Source organism: Bradyrhizobium sp. G127 (assembly GCF_021502575.1).
GTDB lineage: Bacteria > Pseudomonadota > Alphaproteobacteria > Rhizobiales > Xanthobacteraceae > Afipia.
In genome coordinates this window covers 48,051-71,241 of record NZ_JAKFGN010000002.1, presented here as the reverse complement: position 1 = coordinate 71,241, position 23,191 = coordinate 48,051, and the positions used below count along the sequence as shown (strand labels likewise).

At 62.2% G+C, this 23,191-nt stretch carries 25 protein-coding genes and 1 tRNA gene; 11 read left to right on the top strand and 15 right to left on the bottom strand.

What is annotated here, in order from left to right; translation table 11 throughout:
- Window positions 1–107: 107 nt before the first annotated feature.
- The 6 genes from LVY71_RS12275 to LVY71_RS12250 all read right to left on the bottom strand — a co-directional run bounded on the left by LVY71_RS12275 (window position 108) and on the right by LVY71_RS12250 (window position 6,400).
- On the bottom strand, window positions 108–332 hold the full coding sequence (locus tag LVY71_RS12275) for a pentapeptide MXKDX repeat protein (protein WP_235100173.1): 225 nt from the start codon (window positions 330–332) through the stop codon (window positions 108–110).
- Window positions 333–480: 148 nt separating this feature from the next.
- The gene (locus tag LVY71_RS12270; protein ID WP_235100172.1) at window positions 481–1,380 is read right to left on the bottom strand and encodes a hydroxymethylglutaryl-CoA lyase; all 900 of its coding nucleotides are present in this window, start codon (window positions 1,378–1,380) and stop codon (window positions 481–483) included.
- 16 nt (window positions 1,381–1,396) lie between these two features.
- On the bottom strand, window positions 1,397–3,424 hold the full coding sequence (locus LVY71_RS12265; RefSeq protein WP_235100171.1) for an acetyl/propionyl/methylcrotonyl-CoA carboxylase subunit alpha: 2,028 nt from the start codon (window positions 3,422–3,424) through the stop codon (window positions 1,397–1,399).
- Between the two features lie 4 nt (window positions 3,425–3,428).
- A complete protein-coding gene (locus LVY71_RS12260; protein ID WP_235100170.1) occupies window positions 3,429–4,208 on the bottom strand; it encodes an enoyl-CoA hydratase/isomerase family protein in 780 nt (259 codons plus the stop codon).
- Window positions 4,209–4,221: 13 nt separating this feature from the next.
- Window positions 4,222–5,826, bottom strand: coding sequence for a carboxyl transferase domain-containing protein (locus LVY71_RS12255; protein ID WP_235100169.1), 1,605 nt, complete (start codon window positions 5,824–5,826; stop codon window positions 4,222–4,224).
- Window positions 5,827–6,094: 268 nt separating this feature from the next.
- Window positions 6,095–6,400, bottom strand: coding sequence for an ETC complex I subunit (locus LVY71_RS12250; protein WP_235100168.1), 306 nt, complete (start codon window positions 6,398–6,400; stop codon window positions 6,095–6,097).
- Window positions 6,401–6,630: 230 nt separating this feature from the next.
- Here LVY71_RS12250 and LVY71_RS12245 point away from each other — a divergent pair, with 230 nt between their 5' ends.
- Both LVY71_RS12245 and LVY71_RS12240 read left to right on the top strand, forming a co-directional pair.
- The gene (locus LVY71_RS12245; protein WP_235100167.1) at window positions 6,631–7,803 is read left to right on the top strand and encodes an OpgC domain-containing protein; all 1,173 of its coding nucleotides are present in this window, start codon (window positions 6,631–6,633) and stop codon (window positions 7,801–7,803) included.
- 105 nt (window positions 7,804–7,908) lie between these two features.
- Window positions 7,909–7,985, top strand: a tRNA-Pro gene (locus tag LVY71_RS12240).
- Window positions 7,986–8,055: 70 nt separating this feature from the next.
- On the opposite strand, the gene LVY71_RS12235 is transcribed toward LVY71_RS12240, so the two are convergent.
- The 5 genes from LVY71_RS12235 to LVY71_RS12215 all read right to left on the bottom strand — a co-directional run bounded on the left by LVY71_RS12235 (window position 8,056) and on the right by LVY71_RS12215 (window position 11,034).
- Complete coding sequence (locus tag LVY71_RS12235; RefSeq protein WP_235100166.1) at window positions 8,056–8,568, bottom strand: DUF192 domain-containing protein; 513 nt, start codon at window positions 8,566–8,568, stop codon at window positions 8,056–8,058.
- A gap of 148 nt (window positions 8,569–8,716) precedes the next feature.
- The gene (locus tag LVY71_RS12230; protein ID WP_235100165.1) at window positions 8,717–9,379 is read right to left on the bottom strand and encodes a cold-shock protein; all 663 of its coding nucleotides are present in this window, start codon (window positions 9,377–9,379) and stop codon (window positions 8,717–8,719) included.
- A 215-nt stretch (window positions 9,380–9,594) separates the two neighbouring features.
- The gene (locus tag LVY71_RS12225; RefSeq protein ID WP_235100164.1) at window positions 9,595–10,356 is read right to left on the bottom strand and encodes an SIR2 family NAD-dependent protein deacylase; all 762 of its coding nucleotides are present in this window, start codon (window positions 10,354–10,356) and stop codon (window positions 9,595–9,597) included.
- Between the two features lie 97 nt (window positions 10,357–10,453).
- Window positions 10,454–10,711 carry a hypothetical protein gene (locus LVY71_RS12220; protein WP_235100163.1) on the bottom strand — a complete coding sequence of 86 codons (258 nt, stop codon included), beginning with the start codon at window positions 10,709–10,711 and terminating at the stop codon, window positions 10,454–10,456.
- Window positions 10,712–10,821: 110 nt separating this feature from the next.
- Complete coding sequence (locus LVY71_RS12215) at window positions 10,822–11,034, bottom strand: hypothetical protein (protein WP_235100162.1); 213 nt, start codon at window positions 11,032–11,034, stop codon at window positions 10,822–10,824.
- Between the two features lie 129 nt (window positions 11,035–11,163).
- Between LVY71_RS12215 and LVY71_RS12210 the strand changes: the two genes are divergently transcribed.
- The 3 genes from LVY71_RS12210 (at window position 11,164) to LVY71_RS12200 (ending at window position 12,198) form a co-directional block, all read left to right on the top strand.
- Entirely contained in the window at window positions 11,164–11,322 is a 159-nt protein-coding gene (locus tag LVY71_RS12210) for a hypothetical protein (RefSeq protein WP_235100161.1), read from the top strand.
- 91 nt (window positions 11,323–11,413) lie between these two features.
- Window positions 11,414–11,635, top strand: a complete 222-nt coding sequence (locus tag LVY71_RS12205; RefSeq protein WP_235100160.1) for a DUF6894 family protein — start codon at window positions 11,414–11,416, stop codon at window positions 11,633–11,635.
- A 113-nt stretch (window positions 11,636–11,748) separates the two neighbouring features.
- A complete protein-coding gene (locus tag LVY71_RS12200) occupies window positions 11,749–12,198 on the top strand; it encodes a VOC family protein (protein ID WP_235100159.1) in 450 nt (149 codons plus the stop codon).
- Window positions 12,199–12,445: 247 nt separating this feature from the next.
- Here the strand turns inward: LVY71_RS12200 and LVY71_RS12195 are convergent, their stop codons facing one another.
- Entirely contained in the window at window positions 12,446–12,832 is a 387-nt protein-coding gene (locus LVY71_RS12195; RefSeq protein WP_235100158.1) for a hypothetical protein, read from the bottom strand.
- A gap of 95 nt (window positions 12,833–12,927) precedes the next feature.
- Here LVY71_RS12195 and LVY71_RS12190 point away from each other — a divergent pair, with 95 nt between their 5' ends.
- The 6 genes from LVY71_RS12190 (at window position 12,928) to LVY71_RS12165 (ending at window position 20,751) form a co-directional block, all read left to right on the top strand.
- The gene (locus tag LVY71_RS12190) at window positions 12,928–13,581 is read left to right on the top strand and encodes a MarC family protein (protein WP_235100157.1); all 654 of its coding nucleotides are present in this window, start codon (window positions 12,928–12,930) and stop codon (window positions 13,579–13,581) included.
- Between the two features lie 209 nt (window positions 13,582–13,790).
- On the top strand, window positions 13,791–14,666 hold the full coding sequence (locus LVY71_RS12185; protein WP_235100156.1) for an SGNH/GDSL hydrolase family protein: 876 nt from the start codon (window positions 13,791–13,793) through the stop codon (window positions 14,664–14,666).
- Between the two features lie 99 nt (window positions 14,667–14,765).
- Complete coding sequence (locus tag LVY71_RS12180; RefSeq protein ID WP_235100155.1) at window positions 14,766–15,752, top strand: cation diffusion facilitator family transporter; 987 nt, start codon at window positions 14,766–14,768, stop codon at window positions 15,750–15,752.
- Window positions 15,753–15,793: 41 nt separating this feature from the next.
- Window positions 15,794–16,159 (top strand): ferrichrome ABC transporter substrate-binding protein, encoded by a 366-nt coding sequence (locus LVY71_RS12175; RefSeq protein ID WP_235100154.1) that lies wholly within the window; start codon window positions 15,794–15,796, stop codon window positions 16,157–16,159.
- A 144-nt stretch (window positions 16,160–16,303) separates the two neighbouring features.
- Window positions 16,304–17,488 (top strand): efflux RND transporter periplasmic adaptor subunit, encoded by a 1,185-nt coding sequence (locus LVY71_RS12170; protein ID WP_235100153.1) that lies wholly within the window; start codon window positions 16,304–16,306, stop codon window positions 17,486–17,488.
- 11 nt (window positions 17,489–17,499) lie between these two features.
- Window positions 17,500–20,751, top strand: coding sequence for an efflux RND transporter permease subunit (locus LVY71_RS12165; protein WP_235100152.1), 3,252 nt, complete (start codon window positions 17,500–17,502; stop codon window positions 20,749–20,751).
- Window positions 20,752–20,767: 16 nt separating this feature from the next.
- Here LVY71_RS12165 and LVY71_RS12160 read toward each other — a convergent pair whose 3' ends face one another.
- Genes LVY71_RS12160 through LVY71_RS12150 form a run of 3 tightly spaced genes read right to left on the bottom strand, consistent with a single transcriptional unit; the run spans window position 20,768 to window position 23,191 of the window.
- The gene (locus tag LVY71_RS12160; protein WP_235100151.1) at window positions 20,768–21,472 is read right to left on the bottom strand and encodes an ABC transporter ATP-binding protein; all 705 of its coding nucleotides are present in this window, start codon (window positions 21,470–21,472) and stop codon (window positions 20,768–20,770) included.
- Window positions 21,465–22,247, bottom strand: a complete 783-nt coding sequence (locus tag LVY71_RS12155) for an ABC transporter ATP-binding protein (protein ID WP_235100150.1) — start codon at window positions 22,245–22,247, stop codon at window positions 21,465–21,467. Before LVY71_RS12155 ends, LVY71_RS12160 begins: the two co-directional genes overlap by 8 nt.
- The gene (locus LVY71_RS12150) at window positions 22,244–23,191 is read right to left on the bottom strand and encodes a branched-chain amino acid ABC transporter permease (protein ID WP_235100149.1); all 948 of its coding nucleotides are present in this window, start codon (window positions 23,189–23,191) and stop codon (window positions 22,244–22,246) included. Before LVY71_RS12150 ends, LVY71_RS12155 begins: the two co-directional genes overlap by 4 nt.

Sequence of the window (23,191 nt, the reverse complement as noted above, 5' to 3'; positions counted from 1 at the left end):
GGATATTCTCGCGGAGTCCGACCACGGTCCATTGCATATCTGACAACAGCAGGCTCGTCCGGACGGACGGGCCTGCTGTCGTTGGAAAACAGAAACGACGAGACGGCTTACTTCTTCATCTCGTCCTTCTTCATGTTATCCTTCTTCATGCCATCGTTGCTCATTCCGTCTTTCTTCATGGCATCTTTCTTCATGCCGTCTTTCGACATGCTGTCTTCCTTCTTCATGCCGTCCTTGGACATCTTGTCCTGAGCGAAAGCGACAGGTGCGAAGGCGAGACCGAGGGAGATGAAAGCGGCAGTGCCGAGCGCGAGACGTGAGGTGCGTGCCATGAGCATGGTCCTTTGAAGCCGGTTATCTGAATGCGACGAAGGTCGCTTTTCGATATTCGGTGACGGACCGGTTTTGTTACACGGGGCAGAAAATGATTTTACAGCCCGGTGTCTCGACGGGCTGCCCGATCCGGCGACGGGGCCTGAATCAGTTCCGCTTGGCATTCAGTGCCGACGCCACGCGGCTGACCGGAGGCTTGCCGAGCACCTGCGCGATGCCGTTGGTGGCGGCGACAAGCTGCGTCATGTCCACGCCGGTCGCAATCCCCATGCCTTCCAGCATGTAGACCACATCTTCCGTCGCGACATTGCCGGTCGCACCCGGCGCGTAGGGACAGCCGCCAAGGCCGCCCGCTGCGGAATCGATCACCCGCGCGCCTTCTTCCAGCCCCGCATACAGATTGGCCAGCGCCTGTCCGTAGGTGTCGTGGAAGTGCATGCCGAGATTTGGCATCGGCACCTCCGCTGCGACCGCGCGCAGCAAAGCCCGCGCCTTCGACGGCGTGCCGACGCCGATGGTGTCGCCGAGCGAGACCTCGTAGCACCCGAGATCCCACAGCTTCTTGGTCACCGCGACCACGGCCGACGGTTTCACCTCGCCGTCATAGGGACAGCCGAGCACGCAGGAGACATAGCCGCGCACCCTGATGCCGTCGGCCTTCGCTCGCTCGATCACCGGGACGAAACGTTCGATGGATTCCGCCACCGTGCAGTTGATGTTGGCCTTCGAGAAACCTTCCGACGCCGAGGCGAACACCGCGATCACCTTCGCGCCCGCGGCTTTCGCGGCCTCATAGCCCTTCTCGTTCGGCACAAGGACGTGGAATTCATAACCGGGATGATGGTCGACCGCGCGCAGCACCTGATCCGAATTGACCATCTGCGGAATCGCCTTCGGCGACACGAAGCTGCCGACCTCGATGGTGTGCAGGCCCGCCTTGACCAGGTTCTCGATGAACGCGATCCGCGCCTCGGCGCTCACCGGCGTCTTCTCGTTTTGCAACCCGTCGCGCGGGCCGACTTCGACGATGCGGACCTGATCGCTCATGAACCTGTGCCTCGAGTTATGCCTTGGGTTCGATCTCGGCGAGTTCGACGCCTTCCTGCACGATGTCGCCGACCTTGCACTTCAACTCTTTCACAATGCCCGCGAATGGCGCGCGCAACGTCTGCTCCATCTTCATCACTTCCAGCGTCAGGATCGCCGCACCCTTCTCCACGGATGTGCCCTCCTCGACCAGAAGCGCCACCACTGTGCCGGGCAACGGCGCGACAACGCGGTCGGCACCGGCCTGCTCCTCGTCCTCGGTACCGAACGGATCGACCCAGTGGAATTCAAAGCGTCCATTGCGGGTGCGGACGTAGACCTCGTGCTCGTCAAGCAGTCCGGAAACGTGGTGCTTGACGCCATCGAGCACAACATCGAGGCCGCCGCGCGCGGACGGCGAACTTGCGAAGGTCAGTTCGCGCCCGTCAATTGCAAGCGTCGACGGCCCGCTGCCATAGTGCAGCGCCACCTTGCGCTCGCCGTCCGCCTGCCGGAACACGAAACTGCGCTGGCGCGCGCCGACGGCGGTCCAGCCCGACGCAGCCCGCCACGGTGACCTAGCATCAGCCCCTGCCGCGATCTCCTCGCTGCGCAGGATGGCCGCGACGGCCGCGCCCAGCTCAAGCTCGGTCAACGCAGCTTCCGCCGGTGTCAGCTTCGCCAGTTCGCGCTCGATGAAGCTGGTATCGATCTGGTTGGCGCGTACATCCGGATGCGTGATCAGCGCCGACAGGAACGGAATGTTGGTGACGATGCCGCGAACGTCGGTCTCTTCCAGCCCGCGATTGAGCCGTGAAATTGCAAGGTCGCGCGTCGGCGCCCATGCGATCAGCTTGGCCAGCATGGCGTCGTAGTTCGGCGAGACGGTCTTGCCTTCGCCGTACCCGGCGTCGATGCGCAACCCGTCCACCTCATCTGGCGTGCGCCACGTGCGGATACGGCCGACCGAGGGCATGAAATTCTTGTTCGGATTCTCGGCGTAGACGCGCGCTTCGATAGCATGGCCATTCAACTTGATCTGATCCTGCGCCAGCGGCAGCTTTTCGCCGAACGCGACGCGCAACTGCCATTCCACCAGATCGACGCCGGTGATGAGTTCGGTCACCGGATGCTCGACCTGAAGCCGCGTGTTCATTTCGATGAAGAACACCTCTTTCCCGTCGGACACGAACTCGATGGTGCCTGCGCCGACATAGTTCACTGCGCCTGCGGCCTTTCGCGCCGCGGCGCAGACCGCTTCGCGCTGCTCCGGTCCGAGGGTCGGCGACGGCGCTTCCTCGATCACCTTCTGGTGGCGGCGCTGCAGGGTGCATTCGCGCTCGAACAGCGACACCAGATTGCCGTGACTGTCGCCGACAATCTGCACCTCGATGTGGCGCGGGTTCTGCACGAACTTCTCGATCAGCATGCGGTCATCGCCGAAGGCTGCCAGCGCCTCGCGTTTGGCGCTGACGATGGCCGCCGCAAGTTCATCCGCGCTGCGGACGATGCGCATGCCGCGCCCGCCGCCGCCGGCGGATGCCTTTGCCAGAACCGGAAAACCGATCTTGTTCGCCGCATCGGCGAGCGTTTTCTCGTCCTGCGCCTCACCGTGATAACCGGGTACCAGCGGCACGCCGGCTTTTTCCATCAGCGCCTTGGAGCCCGACTTCGAACCCATCGCCTCCATCATTTCGGCGGTCGGACCGACGAACACGATGCCTGCTTCGGCACAGCGGCGCGCGAAGTCCGCGTTCTCGGAGAGGAAACCGTAGCCGGGATGGATCGCTTCCGCGCCGGTCTTCTGTGCGGCTTCGAGAATGCGGTCGATGTTGAGATAGCTGTCGCGGGCCCGCGCAGGTCCGAGCAGCACGGCGTCGTCCGCCATCGCTACATGCAGCGCGTCGGCGTCCGCTTCGGAGCAAACCGCGACGGTTCGCAATCCCATGGCGCGCGCGGTCCTGATCACGCGGCAGGCGATCTCGCCGCGATTGGCGATCAGCAAGGTGCCGAACCGTCGGTACAACGCGCTTGCTCCGGACTTGGTGACGGCTTTGGCGTTCATCGGATCAGGTCCACGACGGTTTGCGCTTTTCAAGGAATGCGGAGAGACCCTCGCGGGCCTCGGGTTTCGCACGGATATCCGCGATCAGATGCGCGGTCTCGGTCATCAGAGCTTCATCGATAGGACGGCCCGCGATATCACCGGCGAGTTTCTTGGCGATGCTGCGCGCACCGGGGGCGGCGGATTTCAACTGCTTCAGCATTTTCGCGATGCGCTCGTCCAGTGCCTCAGCCGCGACAATCTCATGCAGCAGGCCGATGCGGCGGGCTTCCCGTGCGTCGAACACTTCCGCGGTCTGGAAATAGCGCCGCGCGGTGCGCTCGCCGATGGCGCGCAGCACGTAGGGGCTGATCATGCCGGGGACGATGCCGAGCCGCACTTCGGACAGGCAGAACGTGGCTTCGGAAGAACCTATCGCAATGTCGCAGGCCGCGACCACGCCGACCCCGCCACCATAGATCGGCCCCTGCACCCGCGCGACCGTGGTCTGCGGCATGCGGTCGAGCGCGGACAACATCCGCACCAGCGGCAGCGCGTCCTTGATGTTCTCGTCGCGCGTATAGCTGCCCGCTTCGCGCATCGCGCCGATGTCGGCCCCGGCGCAGAGGCTCTTGCCCTCGCCCGCCAGCACCAGCGTCGCGATCGAGCGATCTGCGGCGATATTCTCGAACGCGGCACGCAGCGCCTCGATCAGCGCCCTGTTAAGCGCATTGTTCAACTCCGGGCGGTTCAGCGTGACACGCGCCACGTCGTGGTCGCGTTCGATGCGGACAAGGTTGCTCATGGCCTGCTCCGCGTCACATCCGGAACACGCCGAACTTCGGCGGCTCGATCGGGGAATTCGCGGCCGCCGACAAGCCAAGGCCGAGCACCAGGCGCGTATCGGCAGGATCGATCACGCCGTCGTCCCATAGTCGCGCCGTGGCGTAGTAGGGATGCCCTTGGGTTTCGTACTGCTCGCGGATGGGGCTGCGGAAGGCGTCTTCTTCCTTGGCCGACCACTCGCCGCCCTTGGCCTCGATGTTGTCACGGCGCAACGTACTCAGCACCGTGGCGGCCTGCTCACCGCCCATCACCGAGATGCGTGCGTTCGGCCACATCCACAGGAAGCGCGGGCTGTAGGCGCGGCCGCACATGCCATAGTTGCCGGCGCCGTAGGAGCCGCCGATTACCACGGTGAACTTCGGCACCGATGCGGTCGCCACCGCCGTGACCAGTTTGGCGCCGTCGCGCGCGATGCCGCCGGCCTCGTATTTCTTGCCGACCATGAAGCCGGTGATGTTTTGCAGGAACAGCAGCGGGATATTGCGCTGGCAGCACAGTTCGATGAAATGCGCGCCCTTCAGCGAGCTTTCACTGAACAGGATACCGTTGTTGGCGATGATGCCGACCGGATAACCCCAGATGTGGGCGAAGCCGCAGACCAGAGTCGTGCCGTAGAGCTTCTTGAATTCCTCGAACTCCGAGCCATCCACAATGCGCGCGATGATCTCGCGCACATCAAATGGCTTGCGCGCGTCGGCAGGCACCACGCCGTAGATGTCCTCGCGATCGAACAGCGGGTCGCGCGGCTCCCGCAGGCCGGTGGCCGAGGACGTCGCCGGATTGAGGTTGCCGACGATGCGCCGCGCGATGCCGATGGCGTGGCTGTCGTTCTGCGCGTAGTGATCGGTGACGCCGGAATGGCGGCTGTGGACGTCCGCGCCGCCGAGTTCTTCCGCCGTGACGACCTCGCCGGTCGCCGCTTTCACCAGCGGCGGGCCGCCGAGAAAGATGGTGCCCTGATTGCGCACGATGATGCTCTCATCGGACATCGCGGGTACATACGCGCCGCCGGCGGTGCACGATCCCATCACGATGGCGATCTGCGGAATGCCCTGCGCGGACATATTGGCCTGATTGTAGAAGATGCGGCCGAAGTGTTTCTCGTCGGGGAAAATCTCGTCCTGCTGCGGCAGGAACGCGCCGCCGGAGTCCACCATATAGATACACGGCAGATTGTTCTGCCGCGCGATATCCTGCGCGCGCAGATGCTTCTTCACCGTCATGGGATAATAAGTGCCGCCGCTGATGGTGGCGTCGTTGGCGACAATGACGCATTCACGCCCCGCGACGCGGCCGATGCCGGTGACGATGCTGGCGGAATGCACCGCGCCGCCATACAGGCCATAGGCCGCCATCGGCGAGAATTCCAGGAACGCCGTGCCGGGGTCGATCAGCAGATCGACGCGCTCGCGCGCCAGCATCTTGCCGCGCGCCGTGTGCTTGGCGCGAGAGGCCTCCCCGCCGCCGCCGGCGACCTGCGAGAGCTTGTCCTTGAGGTCCGCGACCAGGGCGCGCATCGCTTCCGCATTGCGCGTGAAATCGGACGATTTGGGATCGAGTCCGGAGCGAAGTGCCATCGTTTCCTGCCGCGTAACGTTTTGATCTTGCTTGCTTCCGCCTCTGTCCGGGGCGGCTTTGATCTTCAAGGTGTCACTGCTTGGCGGCCGATTGCAACCACAACTTTTGCGCCGATATTGCGGGGATTGGCCTGAGGCGGGACGGCCTTGCTTAAGGTAGGACGCAGGGCGGGAATGTCTTGTTCAGGACATTCCCCGGGCATTTTCCCAAAGGCCTCGCATGGGAAAGCCGCTGGTCCAGCCGGCGGACGGGAGCCGCAAGGACGGTTCAGTGCGTCCAGGGCTCAGGGCGGCGGAACGCGAAATTGTCCGCATAGGCCTTCACGCGGGGCTGCAATTCCTTCGGCTCGAGCACCTGATAGGGAATGCCCTCTCGCTCGCAATAGGCGACGGCGTCTTCCCTCGTATGGAAATGGAGGGTGACCTGCTGCTTCATGTCGCCGGAGCTGGTCCAGCCCATCAGCGGCTCGATCACCCGGGGCTGCTCAGGTTCATAGTCGAGTTGCCACGCCTTGGTCTTCGCCGCTCCGGACTGCATCGCATTTTTTGCCGGTTTGAAGATTCGTGCTGTCATGGCGGTGAACCAGTCCCTGAGCCTGATGGGTGTGGTGTCGATAACATCGATAAAATGCGTGTGATTCTGATTTCTATGGGGATCAAGATACGGCGCGCAGGTTCCCTATAGAGACTTTCCCAAGCGAATTCTGGTATAGTGCCTTCGAAACGCGGTGACAATGTCGGGCCACCGGGTCCGGGCTGGCGCTGCTGACGTTTTTCATTCGACCGCACCACGAAACGGTATCCATGGAAATTCAGGCAAAACTTCCCGAAAAGGGGCGAGATCTCCGGCTCGATTTTTTCCGCGGTATCGCCAATTGGTGGATTTTCCTCGATCACATCCCCAACAACGTCATCAACTGGGCTACCCCACGCAATTACGGGTTCAGTGACGCCGCCGACTTGTTCGTCTTCATTTCCGGCTACACGGCGTCCTTCGTCTACGCCAAGATGATGCTGGATCGCGGATTTATCGTCGGCTCGACGCGACTGTGGAAGCGCGTCTGGCAACTGTACGTCGCCCACGTCATCCTGTTCGTGATCTATATTGCCGCAATCGGCTGGGTCGCGCTGCGTTATGCCGACCCCGACATCATCAACGAGTTCAACGTCGCGGTTGTGGTCGAAAATCCGATCCAGACGCTGACGCAGGGTCTGCTGTTGCGGTTCAAGCCGGTCAATCTGGATGTGCTGCCGCTTTATATCGTCCTGATGGGCTTCTTCCCGCCGATCCTGTGGCTGATGCTGCGCAAGCCCGATCTGGTGATGATCGCTTCGCTGGTGCTCTACTTCGCCGCGCGCCAGTTCGGCTGGAATTTCTCGGCCTATCCGACGGGGTCTTGGTACTTCAATCCATATACGTGGCAGTTGCTGTTCGTGTTCGGCGCGTGGTTTGCGCTCGGCGGCGCGGCTGAGTCCCGCTCGGTGATCAAGTCGCGATGGCTGCTGGTCGCGGGATCGATCTATCTTCTGTTCGCGCTTGTCATGACGATGGCGGGCCGTTTCGAATCCTTCGGCGCGATGTTTCCGAAGTGGCTCTATGACGCCTTCAATCCGAACGACAAAACGTTCCTTGCGCCCTATCGCGTGATCCATTTCGTGGTCATTGCCTTTTTTATCACGCGTTTCGTGCCCAAGGACTGGAAGCCGCTCGAATCGAAGTTGCTCGACCCGCTGATCAAATGTGGCCAGCAATCGCTTCAGGTGTTCTGCGTCGGCATCTTCCTGTCGTTCGTCGCGCACTTCGTCCTGATGCTGAGCTGGGGCACGATCTGGGCGCAACTGGGCGTCAGCGCTGCCGGGGTCGCGATCCTCACGGCGGTAGCCTATTACGGGAACTGGTCGAAGAAGCAGGACAAGCCAGCGGCGCGGTCGCCCAAGCCGCCGGAGGCGCAGGCCGCAGCTGCCCCCGGCGCTTGATCCGGAGCGGGTCAGTCCTACGCGTTAAATAGCGACCGTTTAGGCCCAGCATCCGGTCGTTCCGCCTTGCTGGCGTCGGGCGAAGCGTGTATCGACTGGGTTTCTCGGGGTATAGCGTAGCCTGGTAGCGCGGCGGTTTTGGGTACCGCAGGTCGGAGGTTCGAATCCTCCTGCCCCGACCAAATTATCAAGTATTTCCAGATGCTTATTGAAATTTCTTGAGGCGCTGCAGCGCCTTGATCGGGAGGTCCGTCAGCGCGTCCCAAACAGCGGATGGGCAACCCGGTCACCGGGCTGAATGCCGTATTTCCGCGCGGTGCCCCCGATCACCTCCAGAACGCCTTTGGCCAGACCGCCGGACGAGATGATCTTCTCGGACTGCGGTTCGGTATTCTCTGCAATGCGCAGAATTCGTCCGTCGCTGCGAATGAAGATCATGTCGAGCGGAATGAAGGTGTTCTTCATCCACATCGACACCGGCTGCTCGGGCGAGAAGTCGAACAGCATCCCGCGTCCCTCCGCCAATTCCTTGCGGTACATCAGGCCGGTGGCGCGCTCCTCGTCGGTCTTGGCGATCTCGACGGAGAACACGTGGACGCCGGACCTGGTAACGATCTCGAGCGGTTGCACCTCGGCGGCCGTCGCGCGAATCGACGTGACGACGAGCAGCGCAAAGACCGTCGCGGCAAACGCGCGCCAGAGCCCTTTCGGGCGTCGCAATGAGACCGGCGATGTGGAAAGTTTCAGCAAGAGATCAGGATACATCCGGAAACCAGGTCTTGACGATCGACGCGGCACCCTAGCGCGGCAATCATGGCGAAGACCAGACGCCGCAGAGCCCGGTTCGTCAGGATCACGTGGATGTGGTCAGCGACCAACAGCCCGCATGCTGTTCGCCATAAAAGCCGGATGATCAGTGCGACGACAATCCCGGTGTGCCGGTTTCCGGCTGGATCTCGGCTGCCATCATGCCCTTGGAGCCGGGCCCGAACCGCACCATAACGTACTGGCCGGGGCGCAGTTCGGTCATGCCGTAGCGGCGCAGGGTTTCCATATGGACAAAAATGTCCGGGGTGCCCTCGCCGCAGGTGAGAAAACCGAAGCCGCGCAGCCGGTTGAACCATTTGACCTGCGCCCGCTCCAGCCCGCTGGTCGGCGTGACGCTGACATGGGTCCGGGCCGGCAGCATTTGCGCCGGATGAATGGCCGTGGACTCGTCCATCGAAACAATGCGGAACGCCTGATAGCCCTTCTGGCGCTGCACGCATTCGACGATCACGCGCGCGCCTTCATAGGCGGTCTGATAGCCGTCGCGCCGTAGCACCGTAACGTGCAGCAGCACATCCGGCCAGCCATTGTCAGGAACAATGAAGCCGTATCCCTTGGATGCATCGAACCATTTGATTGCACCGGAGATCTCGACGAGGTTGACGGCGGCGCCATCGGCTGCTGCGAATGAATCCGCAGCCAGATTTCGCTCGGCACCGGCAGCCAGTTCGCTTGGCGCGAACCTGTCGGGACCAGTCCCCGCTGATGCGCTGCCCGCCTTCTTGGACTCAAATCCGTCCGAACCCATGACCCCCGGACCTCAACCAAATCTGCCGCTGGTCACTTGTGTGACCAGTACGTTATGCGCCGAAACAAGCTCTGCGATTCTCACCGAGACAAACAGGCGATGCACCGCGAATCCCTTGATTCGACGATAACACTCCGGGTCATTGCTGAAAGACAAAAAACAAATCAACGGTGACCTATGAACAGCCTTGAACGATTGCGAATCAATCGAGCTGGTCAGTTGCCGACGAATGGCCCCAGGGCCTCGCCAATGTCGTGACGGATGACCAGATCGGCAATGTCGTCCTGGTCGGTCGGTTCGTTGTTGATGATCACCAGTTTGGCGCCGCAGTTCCGCGCCAGTACCGGAAACCCTGCCGCAGGCCACACCACGAGCGACGATCCGATCGCGAGAAACAGATCGCAATGCTGCGCAAGCTCCGTCGCGCGGCGCATCTCGTCTTCCGGCATGGATTGCCCGAACGAAATTGTCGCCGATTTTACCGACTCGCCGCAGGCCGTGCATGACGGCGCCACGCCGGTATCGTCGAAACGCTCTTTGACCCAGGCGATCTCGAAGCGTTTCCCGCATCCGATGCAACGGGCATAGGTCGTATTGCCGTGCAACTCGACGACATGCTCGGAACAAAACCCCGATGCCTGATGCAGGTTGTCGATATTCTGGGTCACGATCGCCGGCACCTTGCCCGCCTTGTAGAGCGATGCAAGGGCCCGGTGCCCCCGCCCCGGCCGGGCTGCAGCGAAGCTCGGCTCCATCGCGAAACGCCGGCGCCAAGCTTCGTCCCGTGCATCCTGGCTCGCGACAAATTCGCCGAACGGGATCGGCCGGTTGCGAGTCCAGAGGCCCCCGGGCGAGCGGAAGTCGGGAATGCCGCTCTCGGTCGAGATTCCGGCCCCGGTGAACGGCACAATGGTCCGCGCCTCGGCGATCATGTCGCCGAGCATCCCAATTCCGCTGCGGAGATCGGTTGCGATCATTTAACGTGCCGGCCGTTTCGAAGCAGAGCCCAACTATAACTCAACAAAAATGGGGGCGCGAAGCCCCCATTTCAAAACGATCCCCGGACGCTGCAATTCATGCCGCCTTGGTAACCTGCGGCTTCGGCGCGTCCTGATGCTTCACCTCCAGAGGTTTCAAGGCCTCCTTGATGTCTTTTACGTCCTTCTTGGGCGCAGCGACCTTTGCCTTCTTGCCCAGCGCGTTGAGCTTCTCCATCTCGGCAGCTAGTTCGCGCTGCCGCGCGGCGATCTTGTCGGCAAGCTTCTCGCTTGCATCGTCGCACAACTTCGCCAGATCGTCGATCGACAGGGACTCCAGATCTACTTTTTGCATGACCTACTCCGTTGACTGTCAACGGAGGTAGCAAGAAGGATTTTGTCTCGCTAGGCGATGACGTTTCTTATCCACTGTCATCGGTCAGCGCGCTATGGCGCTCGGGCGCGTCAACACCCGGTCAGTCCCTGCGGTGTACCGTCCTCCCGGTTGCGCAGATAGGCCAGTCCATAAACCGCCAGCCGCTTCGGATCGGTCTCGCCCGCTGACGAAAGCGTGGAGATGTAGCTGTCGACGCTCTCGCGAGCCTCGCGCAATCCCGCTTCGTCAAGATTACGCATCATGCCGAAGGTATGGATAACCCGATCGACCACTTCATTCATTGACCACTCCTTCATTGCTAATCTGCGTGAAGGTAACGGCGACGCAGCATTAAAGTTCCTTCATTCCCGCGGGTTTCTGGAACTGAATTAAGAACAAGTTGTTTTTCTCTTCCGCAAAGGAGAGCAACCATGTGGGCCGTATTTTACGAGCACGCGCGGGTGAGCCGACCTTATCCCAACAGGGCCTCGGCTTATCGCGATGCGATCAAGGCTGGAATTGCCGACAGCCAGACGTCCGCGCTGGACGAAGGCTATGAAATTCGCGAGATCACAAAGGAAGACTCCTAGCCGAAAGAAATCCATCAGCGGCAAGGAACGAAAACCGAAAACCCCGTCATGCGCTTCGGCCGATGGCGGGGATTTCGTGAGGAGAACCGAAATGCCTGTTTTCAGTTTCCATCTGGTCGATGCGACATCCAGCTCCGATCTCGGCGGTCAGGAGTATGACGACGCCGTTCAGGCGACGGAGGTGGCGGATTTGCTGACCCGCCGCCTTGCGGTCGAAGAGCCCGCACTGCTGGGCGGAGGCTGGGCCATTGTGGTCAGCGACGAGCGAGGCGAAGTCTATCGCTCCGCGATCGAGCCCGAGCGGGTACACTAACGGCGCCGGCGGCATCGGAGCTGGCTTTCAATCAAGATTGATCCCGAAGGCCTGCACCCCAGCATATTTTCTGCTATCCAGTGCCGGTTCGGTTCTCAAAAGGACAAGAAAATATGCGCTATCTGCACACCATGCTCCGCGTCCGCAATCTGGACGTGGCCTTGAAATTCTACAGCGATGCGCTTGGACTGAAGGAGGTGCGCCGCACCGAAAGTGAGAAAGGGCGCTTTACCCTGGTGTTTTTGTGCGCGCCCGAGGACGAGTCCCTGCTTAAACAGGTCAAGGGCCGGGGCGCGCCACTCGTCGAACTCACCTATAACTGGGATGAAGAAACCTACGGCGAAGACCGCTACTTCGGTCACCTCGCCTACGAAGTCGATGACATCTACGCTACCTGCGATCGGCTGATGAAGCTCGGCATCACGATCAACCGCCCGCCTCGCGACGGGCAGATGGCCTTCATCCGCTCGCCCGATCTGCACTCCATCGAACTCTTGCAGAAGGGCGATGCGCTAGCACCGAAAGAACCGTGGAGTTCAATGCCGAACACCGGACACTGGTGAGCAGCGCAATCGCCGCCGAACCTGTGTCCAATTGACCGGAACAACCGCATGGGCCGGACGTTCTCCGTATCATCGCAACGATGGAATGGAGAGGAAGATGGGACGCGGAATTCTGTTGTGGCTGCTGGGCGTGCCGATCCCGGTGATCATATTGCTCTGGCTGTTCTTCGGCCGCTGATCGAAATGTAAATAAAAGCCCCGCTCGCGCGGGGCTTTTTATGAGGGCATAATCGCCGTCGCAGGACGCTCAGGGCCTTTTGCAGTCCGCCGTGCCTTCCACCAGCTTTAGCAACTTGTTGCCCGCAGCCTTGAGGATGCACATCTCGACCTGCTTGCCGGCGGGCACAGGCTTAGCGCAGATGATTTGCGGATTGTCATCGTATACCGCGGTCGAGAATTTGCAGTTCGCCTGACATGAGGCGGTGTAATTGAGGGGGTTGGTCAACAAAACGCTCGCCGCCTCGCCGCCCGGCAGAATGGTGCAGACGACAGGCACCGGCTCCGCATGCAAAGCGGAGCATGGAACACCTGCCAGTGCCGCCACAGAAATCAGGATTGGTGTGCGCAACATGAATCGCCCGTGGTAACCCGGCGCAACGGTAGCAAGGGCGATCCTGGAAGACGAGCGTTTCATGGCGGGCAGCCGTTCAGGTTGTCGTCTTGAGTTGCAAACCCCGGCGATCTCTGTTCGAAGTCGGGCATTGAACAAAGGCCGTCGGGACGGACGTCATGCAAAATATCCTCAACGCATTTCTGCTGGTCTATGCCGCGCTGTTTCCGATCGTCAATCCGATCGGCAGTGCGCCTCTTTTCCTCCGCATGACCCGCGGCCGCAGCTCGGCCGAACGCAGCGTTCTGGCGCGAAGCGTCGCGCGCAACAGCTTCTTCCTGCTGCTCGGCTCGCTGTTCATTGGCTCGCACGTTCTTGAATTCTTCGGAATCACCCTGCCCGTCGTGCGCATTGCCGGCGGGCTTGTGGTGGCGACCTTCGGATGGCGTCTGCTTCATGCGCCGGAGGAGCCCGAAGCGGATCGCGCAAAAGTCGGCGATACCGGGCCTGCCGTCGATGCGTTCTATCCTCTGACCATGCCGTTGACCGTCGGCCCCGGCTCGATTTCCGTCGCAGTCACCTTGGGCAGCCAGCGGCCGACGCCGTCGGCCGACCTGACCCAACTTGCCGTTCTCGGGGGCGCAGCCGTGGCAGGCCTCGCCGCAATCGCCGTCACAGTCTTCGTCAGCTACCGCTTCGCCGATCGCATCATTCTTTTTCTCGGCGCGCGCGGGACGGATGTTCTGATGCGATTGTCGGCCTTCATTCTGTTCTGCATCGGCATCCAGATCATCTGGAACGGGGCGAGCGTGCTGATCGCTCCAACTGTCTGAGGCGCGACGGAAGAATGCGAGTTCTCCGCCGCCTCACGCGGTTTTGCGGTGCAACAGCATAAATGCCCCCTTAACGTTTGGATTTTGCAATCAAATTTCATTAAGTATGAGTTCCCTGAGGCGAAGGATGCATTGAATCAGGCGGTGTTTTTCGCTAGGTATTGAGCACCGCGGACCTCTGATGGCCGCCACGCCAAGGTCTGCACCTGATGCTTCGCCTTTCTCGCCGCCTCAATACTGCATCGACTTTCGCAGCGACTTTCAGCGCGCTTGCGTTCGGGCTGTCCGCCATCGTCCTGTGGCCGACAGTCTCGCGCGCCGAGCAGGCAAACAGCGGCGCAGCCACAAGCGTTACCGCATCCGACGATCTGAATGCGGTGTTCAAGGCGCAGCCCTGCCTGAAATCCAAATCCCTCGCGCAACTCGACGCGCCGATCGCCCGGGTTGCCAAGCGGCTCGATGCGCACACACCTGTGACAATCGTCGCGGTCGGTTCGTCGTCGACCGGTGGATCGGGAGCGAGTTCACCCGCCTATTCATATCCCAGCCGCCTTGAGCGCGAACTGCGCCAGAGATTTCCCGGCGCACCGATCACAGTGCTCAATCGCGGCGTCAACGGCGAAGACGCCGCCGACATGATGGCGCGGATGGATGAGATTCTCGGCGTCAAGCCGGATCTGGTGATTTGGCAGCTCGGCACCAATACTCTTTTGCGCGACGGCAGCATCCCGGCGACCGGCGAATTGTTGCAAGCCGGAATTTCTCGCATCCGGAAAGCCGGAGCCGACGTGCTGCTGATCGATCCGCAGTTTGCGCCGCGCGTCAACGCCAAGCCGGCCGTCAACGACATGGTCGGACTGATCGCCTATGTCGCCAAGCAGGCGCACGTTCCGCTGTTTCGGCGCTACGTGGCCATGCGGCATTGGCACGAAGATGAAGCCATTGCATTCGACCGCTTCATCACCGCCGACGGCCTGCACATGAACGACTGGGGCTATTCCTGCCTCGCCCGTTTGCTTGCCGACAACATCGCGACCACCGTGTCCCGCTCGCGCGCGGTTGCCGACGTGCAGCCACCGCAATAGCCGCGTTCCCTGTTCCGGCTGTGATAGTATTCACTTTCCGGATGACGCATATCGCATGCAGCACCTGAGCCCTTGAGGGATCAGCCGTCCGGAAGCCGCATGACCCACTCGCATTCCCACTCGCACGACCATGCTCCGGATCATCAGCACGGTGACCATGAGCACGGTGACCGCGCTGATTCCCATGGACCGGGCGGGCACGTTCATACGCCGGCGAACTTCGGCCCGGCCTTTGCGGTCGGTATCGCGCTCAATATGGGATTCGTCATCATCGAGGCGATCTACGGCTACACCAGCAACTCCACGGCCCTGATCGCCGATGCCGGACACAACCTGTCCGACGTGCTGGGACTGGTGGTGGCGTGGATTGCCGTCATCCTGTCGAAGCGTCCGGCCTCGCCGCGCTACACTTACGGCCTGCGCGGCTCATCGATCCTGGCGGCGCTGTTCAATGCGGTGTTCCTGCTGATCGCCGTCGGCGCCATCGGCTGGGAAGCGATCCTGCGATTGCTGAATCCAGAGCCGGTCGCCGAGACGACTGTAATGGTCGTCGCCGCCATCGGCATCGCCGTCAACGGATTTACCGCGTGGCTGTTCGCATCTGGCAGCAAGGACGATCTCAACATCCGCGGCGCCTACCTGCACATGGCGGCCGACGCCGCGGTGTCGGCCGGTGTCGTCATCGCAGCACTCGTCATCATGTTCACAGGCTGGCTGTGGCTCGATCCGGCCACCAGTCTCGTGATCGTGGCCGTCATCGTCTGGGGCACATGGGGACTGCTGCGCGACAGCACCGCCATGTCGCTGGATGCGGTGCCGGCAAATATCGATCCGGTTGCGGTCCGCCAGTATCTCGAAACCCAGCCGGGCGTCACCCAGGTTTGTGACCTGCACATTTGGCCGATGAGCACGACGGAAGCAGCGCTGACCTGTCATCTGGTGATGCCCGCCGGCCATCCGGGCGATGCATTCCTGCTTCAGGCCACGCATCACCTGGATGAGAAGTTCAACATCCATCATACCACCATCCAGATCGTAACCAGCCCGGTATCGGGATGTGAACTGGCGAAGAGACACGCGGTTTGACCGGCCTTGAAAAGGGCGCACGGAAAATCTACTGATACGATATGACCAACGGTGCGAACATCAGTGCTGTGATCGGCGCGGGAACGGGCGGCCGCCGCCTGTCGCTCGTGCTGGCGCTGATGCTCGGCCTGCTGGCATCGCTGATCCATTGCGCCAACTGTGAACCGGCCCTTGCCGGGTCGAACGCTACGGTCGTAGCGATGGACTTCGACGGGACAACGCCGCCCGACGCGCCGGATCACAAGATGCCGATGCATTGCGGGCATTGCCTGAGCCACGTCACCGGACAAACGACCTTTGTGGTGCAGATTCCAGCGGACGTGAGCCATCACGCGCCTCCCCTCGGCCGTGAGCAGACGCTGGCGTCTCTCGCCGGCCTGCCGCTTTTCAAACCACCCCGCGCCTGAGCTGACACGGCCTTAACGGCCCGTCGGCACGTCCAGAGCCATGAGGCTGCGCGACGCGCCTGCCTGCATCCATTTTAAATCGCAGACACCGGGATTCACAGGCCCGGCAATGGTACGAGCCTGAGCGCTCGCGGGATTTCAACGATGACCGAACTTCGACTGCTTGTTGCGGCGGGCGCTCTCGGCGTGATCGCGGCACATTTCCTCACCCTGACCTTCGCGCATGACGCGCCTGCGCCGCAGAAACAGGGCGCGCATCCGGATGAAGCCGTTGTTAAGCTCAACGAGCGCCAGATTGCAGCGGGCAATTTCGCGATTCAGGACGTTCGCGGCGGCCTCATCAGCAAACACATCGTCGTGCCGGGTACGATCGTGCCGAGCGGCGAACGCATCGCCAAGGTTTCCGTCAGGTTGCTCGGCACCGTCGCCGAACTACGCAAGCGGCTGGGCGACGACGTCCGCGAAGGCGACGTTCTCGCGATCATCGAAAGCCGGGAAGTCGCCGACGCCAAGAGCCAGTATCTCGCCGCCAAGGTCGCCCTCGACCTTCAGGACACGTTGTTCAGCCGGTCGAAAAGCCTGTTCGAGTCCAAGGTGAGCAGCGAGAACGATTACCTGCGTGCGAAAACCGCGTTCGAAGACGTGCGGATCAAGTTCGACGTCGCGCGCCAGAAACTTTTCGCGCTTGGCCTGACCGGCGACCAGATCGCCGTGCTCCCGCAGCAACCAGTCGAAAGCCTGCGGTTGCAGGAACTGCGCGCGCCCATGAGCGGGCGCATCGCGGAGCGCCGCGTCGATCTCGGATCGCTGGTCGGACGCGAGGGGCAGGAAAGCGAACTGTTCGTGATCGTCGATTCCAGCGTGGTGTGGGCCGAACTGTCACTACAGGCCGCGGACCTCGCCGCCGTCAGCCAGGGCCAGCAGATCACTGTCTCAACCGGCGCCGGTTCTGCTCCCTTGCCCGCGATCATCATGTTCGTGAGTCCCTTGCTCGACAAGGACACCCGCTCGGCGCGTGTGGTGGCCTCGGTCGACAATCCGTCGCACATCCTGCGGCCCGGAACATTCGTCACCGCGGAAATTCCATTCGGGCAAATTCAGGCCGGCGTGGTGGTGCCGAAAACCGCCGTGCAGAGCATCGATGGTCAAAGCGTGGTTTTCATGCGCACGTCGGACGGCTTCACGCTACGCATCATCGTCACCGGCCGCGAGGACAGCAACTCATTTGAAGTGACGTCCGGGCTTTCCGCGGGCGAACCGATCGCGACTGCCAACACGTTCGTTCTGAAGGCCGATCTCGGCAAGTACGCTGCCGAGCATCAGCATTAAGGCCGCCAGATATGATCAGCCACGTTCTCGATCTCTCCATCCGGCATCGCTGGACCGTTGTTCTGCTCAGCCTCGGTGTCGCCGCGCTGGGCCTGTGGTCGCTGCTGCGATTGCCGATCGACGCCGTGCCCGACATCACCAACAAGCAGGTGCAGATCAATACCACGGCCCCGGCACTCTCCCCGGTGGAGATCGAAAAGCAGGTGACGTTTCGCATCGAGACGGCGCTGGCGGGCATCGCGGGACTGGAAAGCACCCGCTCATTGTCCCGCAACGGCTTTTCGCAGGTGACGGCAGTCTTCGCTGAAAAGACCGACATCTATTTCGCGCGGCAGCAGATCAACGAACGGCTGATCGAGTTACGGTCCAGCCTGCCGCCCGGCGCCGATCCAAAGATGGGGCCGGTGTCGACCGGCCTCGGTGAAATCTACATGTGGACGGTCTCGCTGCGGCCGCAAGGCGAAAGCAGTAACAGCAAGTCCGGCTGGCAGAACGACGGCACGTTCGTGACGGCAGAAGGTGAACGGCTCAGGACGGACATCGAGCGCGGCGCATATCTGCGCACCGTGCAGGACTGGATCATCCGGCCTCAGATCCGGAGCGTCCCGGGCGTGGCAGGCGTCGATGCCATCGGCGGATACGTCAAGCAGTATCAGGTGAAGCCCGATCCGGCGAAGCTGATCTCGCTCGGGCTGTCGTTTGGCGATGTCGTAACCGCCATCGAGGCCAACAACATCAGCCGGGGCGCCAGCACCATTGACCGCAATGGCGAGGGGATCGCCGTGCGCGCCGGCGGGCGGCTGGAGAACCTCGCCGACATCGGCGACGTCACCATCATTACACGCGGCGCGGTGCCGGTGCGCGTTCGCGATATTGCGGACGTTGCGATCGGCGGCGAAATCCGGACCGGCAGCGCCAGCCGCAACGGACGCGAAGTCGTGGTCGGAACGGCGCTGATGCTGATCGGCAGCAACAGCCGCTCCGTCGCCGTCGCGGTCGACGCCAGAATGCAGGACATCCGCCGCAACCTCCCGGTGGGCGTTCAGGTTGATACCGTTCTCAACCGCACGCAACTGGTGGACGCGACCATCGCGACCGTCGCCAAAAATCTCGGCGAAGGCGCCCTGCTCGTCATCGCCGTGCTGTTCCTGCTGCTCGGCAACTTCCGCGCGGCGCTGATTACCGCGCTGGTGATCCCGCTCGCCATGCTGATGACGGCGGCGGGGATGTTGCAGGGCCGGATCAGCGCCAACCTGATGAGTCTTGGCGCACTGGACTTCGGCCTCATCGTCGACGGCGCGGTCATCATCACAGAGAACACACTTCGCCATCTCGCCGAGCGGCAGACGGCAACCGACCGCACGCTGTCGCTGTCCGAACGCCTTGAAACCGTGAAGGCGGCGGCCAGGGAGATGATCGGCCCCAGCGTCTACGGCCAGGCGATCATCATTCTGGTCTATGTGCCGCTGCTGACTTTCAGCGGTGTCGAGGGGAAAATGTTCGAGCCGATGGCCCTGACGGTCATTCTCGCGCTCGCCGCGGCCTTCGTGCTGTCACTGACATTCGTGCCCGCGTTGATCGCCATCGCCGTGACCGGCCGGGTCAAGGAAGCCGACAACGGCACGGTGCATCGCCTCAAAACATCGTATGCTCCTCTTCTCCGGCGCACCATCGAGCGTCCGATGGGCGCCATTGCCGCTGGCGTCGTCCTGTTTCTCGGAGCGTTACTGCTGTTCTTCCGGCTGGGTCAGGAGTTCATCCCGACGCTGGATGAAAAGAACCTGGCCATGCACGCGCTGCGCATTCCCAGCACCAGCCTCGCGCAATCGCAGGCGATGCAGTTCGACGTCGAGAAAGCCATCAGCCGGTTTCCGCAGGTGGCTTATGTTTTCTCGAAAACCGGAACCGCCGAGATTGCCGCCGATCCGATGCCGCCCAACGCATCGGACACCTTCATTATCTTCAAGCCGCAGGATGAATGGCCCGATCCCAAGCTGGGCAAGGCCGCGTTGCTGGACCAGATCGCGGACGCGGTGCGCGAATTGCCCGGCAATGCTTATGAGTTCACACAGCCGATCCAGATGCGCTTCAACGAACTGCTGGCCGGTGTGCGCGGCGATCTGGCGGTGAAGGTGTTCGGCGACGACTTTGCGCCGCTGCTGCGCAGTGCGGAGCAGATCGCCGGCACTTTGCGAAAGACAAAGGGTGCGACCGACGTCAGGATCGAGCAGGCCGGCGGCCTGTCGGTGCTGGATATCAGCGTCAACAAGGCGGAGATCGCGCGCCGCGGCCTGAGCCTCGCCTCGGTTCAGGACGTGATCGGCACCGCCATCGGTGGACGGAGCGCAGGCGCGATCTTCGAAGGCGACCGCAGCTACGAGATCGTCGTTCGGCTGCCGGAAACCATCCGCGGCGATCTCAACGCCCTCAAGAACCTGCCGGTCTTGCTGCCGCAGGCCGGACCGACGCCGGCGACCGTGCCACTCGGACAACTGGCGACATTCCGGATCAGCGAAGGTCCCAACCAGATCAGCCGCGAGAACGGCAAGCGGCGCGTCGTCGTCACGGCCAATGTTCGGGACCGCGACATTGCCGCCGTGGTGAACGAAGCCCGCGCGCAGATCGACGCCCGCGTGACGCTGCCGGCCGGTTACTGGATGACATGGGGCGGCCAGTTCGAAAATTTGCAAGCCGCCCGGCAACGCCTATCGATTGTCGTGCCAGCGTGCTTCCTGATGATCTTCCTGCTGCTGACGAGCGCCCTCGGCACCGCCCGCGATGCGCTGATCGTGTTTAGCGCCATTCCGCTTGCCCTCACCGGCGGCGTCGCTGCGCTGTGGCTGCGGGGAATGCCGTTCTCGGTGTCCGCCGCGGTTGGGTTCATCGCGCTCTCGGGAATCGCCGTGCTCAATGGGCTGGTGATGCTGACCTCTATCAAGCAGCTCATGGCAAAGGGACAGAAGAAAGCGGAAGCCATTTTTAACGGCGCCCTCACCCGGCTGCGCCCCGTCGCCATGACGGCGCTGGTCGCGTCGCTTGGCTTTGTCCCGATGGCGCTGGCGACGGGCACCGGTGCGGAAGTGCAGCGTCCGATTGCAACCGTCGTGATCGGCGGCCTCATCAGCGCGACGCTGCTGACGCTTTTTGTACTGCCGGCGCTCTACGCGTGGTTCGGACGCAAGCCGGTGGAGGAAGATGCAGCATACGCGATGGATTCGGACTCAGCGCGGCATTCACCCGGGATCGAACCGTCATGCGGCTGATTGTCTTTCTGGGCACCTAAGCTGCGCCGAGATACGCTGCTTTGACTTTCGGGTCCGACAGCAAGGTCGCACCCGCGCCCTCGAAGGCTACCTTGCCGGTTTCCAGCACATAGCCGCGATCGGCGATTTCAAGAGCCGCGCTCGCGTTCTGCTCAACCAGCAGAACTGTCACGCCGTCCTGCCTGAGACTGACAATGGCAGCGAGAATCTGGTCAACCAGCGTCGGCGACAGGCCGAGCGATGGTTCGTCCAGCAGCAATAATTTCGGTTTACCCATCAGCGCGCGTCCGATCGCCAGCATCTGCTGCTGGCCGCCGGACAATCCGCCCGCGAGAAGATGCCGCTTCTCCGCAAGGACCGGAAACATCGCGAACACATGGTCGCGGTCGGCTTCGATTCCCTTATCACGGCGCATGTAAGCCCCGAGACGAAGATTGTCCTCAACCGTCAAGGGGCCGAAAATCTGACGGCCTTCCGGCGATTGGGTCATGCCGCGCTCGACGCGCTTGTGCGGTTTGAGGCGGTCGATGCGTTCGCCGAGAAAGCGGACCTCACCGGCGGTGATCGGCTGTACGCCGGACAGCGCACGCAACAGCGTGGTCTTGCCCGCACCGTTCGAGCCGATCAATGCCACCACTTCGCCAGCGCGCACGGTGAGGTTGACACCGTGCAGCACCTCGATGCGGCCATAGGAACTGCGAAGGTTCGCGACTTCAAGCACGCGCCGCCTCCCTGGCTCCGTGTTTGCCGAGATAGGCTTCCAGCACAGCCGGATTGTCGCGCACCGCGCGAGGCTCGCCTTCGGCGATCGGCTTGCCGCGATTGAGAACCAGAATGTGATCCGAGATCTTCATCACCAGCTTCATGTCGTGCTCGACCAGAACGACCGCGATACCACGGGCGGCTACGCGCCGGATCAGCTCATCGATTTCCTCGGTCTCGACCGGATTGCAGCCCGCCGCCGGTTCATCGAGAAGCAGCACACGCGGCTCGGCAGCCAATGCGCGGGCGATCTCGAGGCGCTTGCACGCGCCATAGGAGAGCGAACCCGCCGCGACATCCGCGCTGCCGCGCAAGCCAACATCGTCGAGAAACGCCAGCGCGGCCTCGCGCGTCTCGCTGTTCTGCCGCGTCACCGACGGCAGCCGGAACAGGTCCGCCAACAGATTGCAGCGCTCGCGCAGATGGCGGCCGACCATCACGTTCTCGGCCGCCGTCATGCGCTGGAATATCTGGAGGTTCTGGAAGGTGCGCGAAAGGCCGCGCGCCGCGAGTTTGTCCGGCGTGAGACCGGTGACGTCCTCGCCCGACAGCTCAACATTGCCCTGGCTCGATTCGTACACGCCGGACACGATGTTGAAAAGAGTGGTCTTGCCCGCCCCGTTGGGGCCGATGATAGATAGAATCTTGCCGGGGTCGACCTCAAAGCTCACGCCGTCGATCGCCTTGACGCCGCCAAACGAAATGCCGATGTCCTTCGCCGCGAGGATCGTCATGCCTGCGTCCTCTTCGCCAGCAGCCGCGACAACGTCGGAACAATGCCGTCGCGCATGAAAATCATCGAGACGATGATGATGAAGCCGAGCAGCAGGTGCTCGTATTCCTGAAACACCGTGAGAATCTGCGGCAGGGTGATGAGCACCGCCGCGCCGACGATGCTGCCGACAACCGAGCCAAGACCGCCGAGCACTACCATCGTCACCATTTCGACCGAGTGAAGAAACCCGGCCTGGTCGGGATTGATGAAGCCGTTCATCAAGGCGAGAGCAGAGCCTGCGATCGATGCATAAGCCGCCGCGATCACAAAGGCCTGGAGCTTGAACCGGGCCACATCGATGCCTGCGACGCGCGCCGCCACTTCACTGTCGTGCAGCGCGCGGAAGGCGCGTCCGGTCGGCGTATCGTTCAGGTTCAGCGCGAGCCATGTGCCCAGCACAAGAAGCCCACCCGTGATCCAGTACCATGTGTCCGATCCGCTGACGCGCCAACCGAACAGCACCAGCTTCGCCACCGGCATGCCATCCGGACCGCCGGTCCAGCGGCTTTCCGTGGTGATGACCAGCGCCACAAGGACGCCGAAGCCGAGCGTGGCGATGGCGAGGTAATGGCCTTTCAGTTTCAGGATCGGGCGGCCAACAAGATAGGCCAGCACACACGAGAGGGCGCAGCCGATGATGATCGCTGCCCACGGCGGGACACCGAAATGCGCAGGACCAATGGCGACGGCATAGGCTCCGATCCCGAAGAAACCTGCATGGCCGAGGCTGACCTGCCCGGCCTGCCCCATTAGCACGTTGAGGCCGATCGCTGCGAAAGCCGACACCCAGACCAGCGACGCGACGCGGAAGTAGTAGCTCGACGGAAAGATCAGCGGCAGCACGGCAACAACCGCCGCGAGCGCAATCAATATCAGATAGCGATGACCGATCCTCTGCAGCAC

Excerpts from the sequence above, each read along its gene's own strand:
- LVY71_RS12275 (WP_235100173.1), bottom strand. The coding sequence starts at position 332 with ATGGCACGCACCTCACGTCTCGCGCTCGGCACTGCCGCTTTCATCTCC.
- LVY71_RS12270 (WP_235100172.1), bottom strand. The coding sequence starts at position 1,380 with ATGAGCGATCAGGTCCGCATCGTCGAAGTCGGCCCGCGCGACGGGTTG.
- LVY71_RS12265 (WP_235100171.1), bottom strand. The coding sequence starts at position 3,424 with ATGAACGCCAAAGCCGTCACCAAGTCCGGAGCAAGCGCGTTGTACCGA.
- LVY71_RS12260 (WP_235100170.1), bottom strand. The coding sequence starts at position 4,208 with ATGAGCAACCTTGTCCGCATCGAACGCGACCACGACGTGGCGCGTGTC.
- LVY71_RS12255 (WP_235100169.1), bottom strand. The coding sequence starts at position 5,826 with ATGGCACTTCGCTCCGGACTCGATCCCAAATCGTCCGATTTCACGCGC.
- LVY71_RS12250 (WP_235100168.1), bottom strand. The coding sequence starts at position 6,400 with ATGACAGCACGAATCTTCAAACCGGCAAAAAATGCGATGCAGTCCGGA.
- LVY71_RS12245 (WP_235100167.1), top strand. The coding sequence starts at position 6,631 with ATGGAAATTCAGGCAAAACTTCCCGAAAAGGGGCGAGATCTCCGGCTC.
- LVY71_RS12235 (WP_235100166.1), bottom strand. The coding sequence starts at position 8,568 with ATGTATCCTGATCTCTTGCTGAAACTTTCCACATCGCCGGTCTCATTG.
- LVY71_RS12230 (WP_235100165.1), bottom strand. The coding sequence starts at position 9,379 with ATGGGTTCGGACGGATTTGAGTCCAAGAAGGCGGGCAGCGCATCAGCG.
- LVY71_RS12225 (WP_235100164.1), bottom strand. The coding sequence starts at position 10,356 with ATGATCGCAACCGATCTCCGCAGCGGAATTGGGATGCTCGGCGACATG.
- LVY71_RS12220 (WP_235100163.1), bottom strand. The coding sequence starts at position 10,711 with ATGCAAAAAGTAGATCTGGAGTCCCTGTCGATCGACGATCTGGCGAAG.
- LVY71_RS12215 (WP_235100162.1), bottom strand. The coding sequence starts at position 11,034 with ATGAATGAAGTGGTCGATCGGGTTATCCATACCTTCGGCATGATGCGT.
- LVY71_RS12210 (WP_235100161.1), top strand. The coding sequence starts at position 11,164 with ATGTGGGCCGTATTTTACGAGCACGCGCGGGTGAGCCGACCTTATCCC.
- LVY71_RS12205 (WP_235100160.1), top strand. The coding sequence starts at position 11,414 with ATGCCTGTTTTCAGTTTCCATCTGGTCGATGCGACATCCAGCTCCGAT.
- LVY71_RS12200 (WP_235100159.1), top strand. The coding sequence starts at position 11,749 with ATGCGCTATCTGCACACCATGCTCCGCGTCCGCAATCTGGACGTGGCC.
- LVY71_RS12195 (WP_235100158.1), bottom strand. The coding sequence starts at position 12,832 with ATGAAACGCTCGTCTTCCAGGATCGCCCTTGCTACCGTTGCGCCGGGT.
- LVY71_RS12190 (WP_235100157.1), top strand. The coding sequence starts at position 12,928 with ATGCAAAATATCCTCAACGCATTTCTGCTGGTCTATGCCGCGCTGTTT.
- LVY71_RS12185 (WP_235100156.1), top strand. The coding sequence starts at position 13,791 with ATGCTTCGCCTTTCTCGCCGCCTCAATACTGCATCGACTTTCGCAGCG.
- LVY71_RS12180 (WP_235100155.1), top strand. The coding sequence starts at position 14,766 with ATGACCCACTCGCATTCCCACTCGCACGACCATGCTCCGGATCATCAG.
- LVY71_RS12175 (WP_235100154.1), top strand. The coding sequence starts at position 15,794 with ATGACCAACGGTGCGAACATCAGTGCTGTGATCGGCGCGGGAACGGGC.
- LVY71_RS12170 (WP_235100153.1), top strand. The coding sequence starts at position 16,304 with ATGACCGAACTTCGACTGCTTGTTGCGGCGGGCGCTCTCGGCGTGATC.
- LVY71_RS12165 (WP_235100152.1), top strand. The coding sequence starts at position 17,500 with ATGATCAGCCACGTTCTCGATCTCTCCATCCGGCATCGCTGGACCGTT.
- LVY71_RS12155 (WP_235100150.1), bottom strand. The coding sequence starts at position 22,247 with ATGACGATCCTCGCGGCGAAGGACATCGGCATTTCGTTTGGCGGCGTC.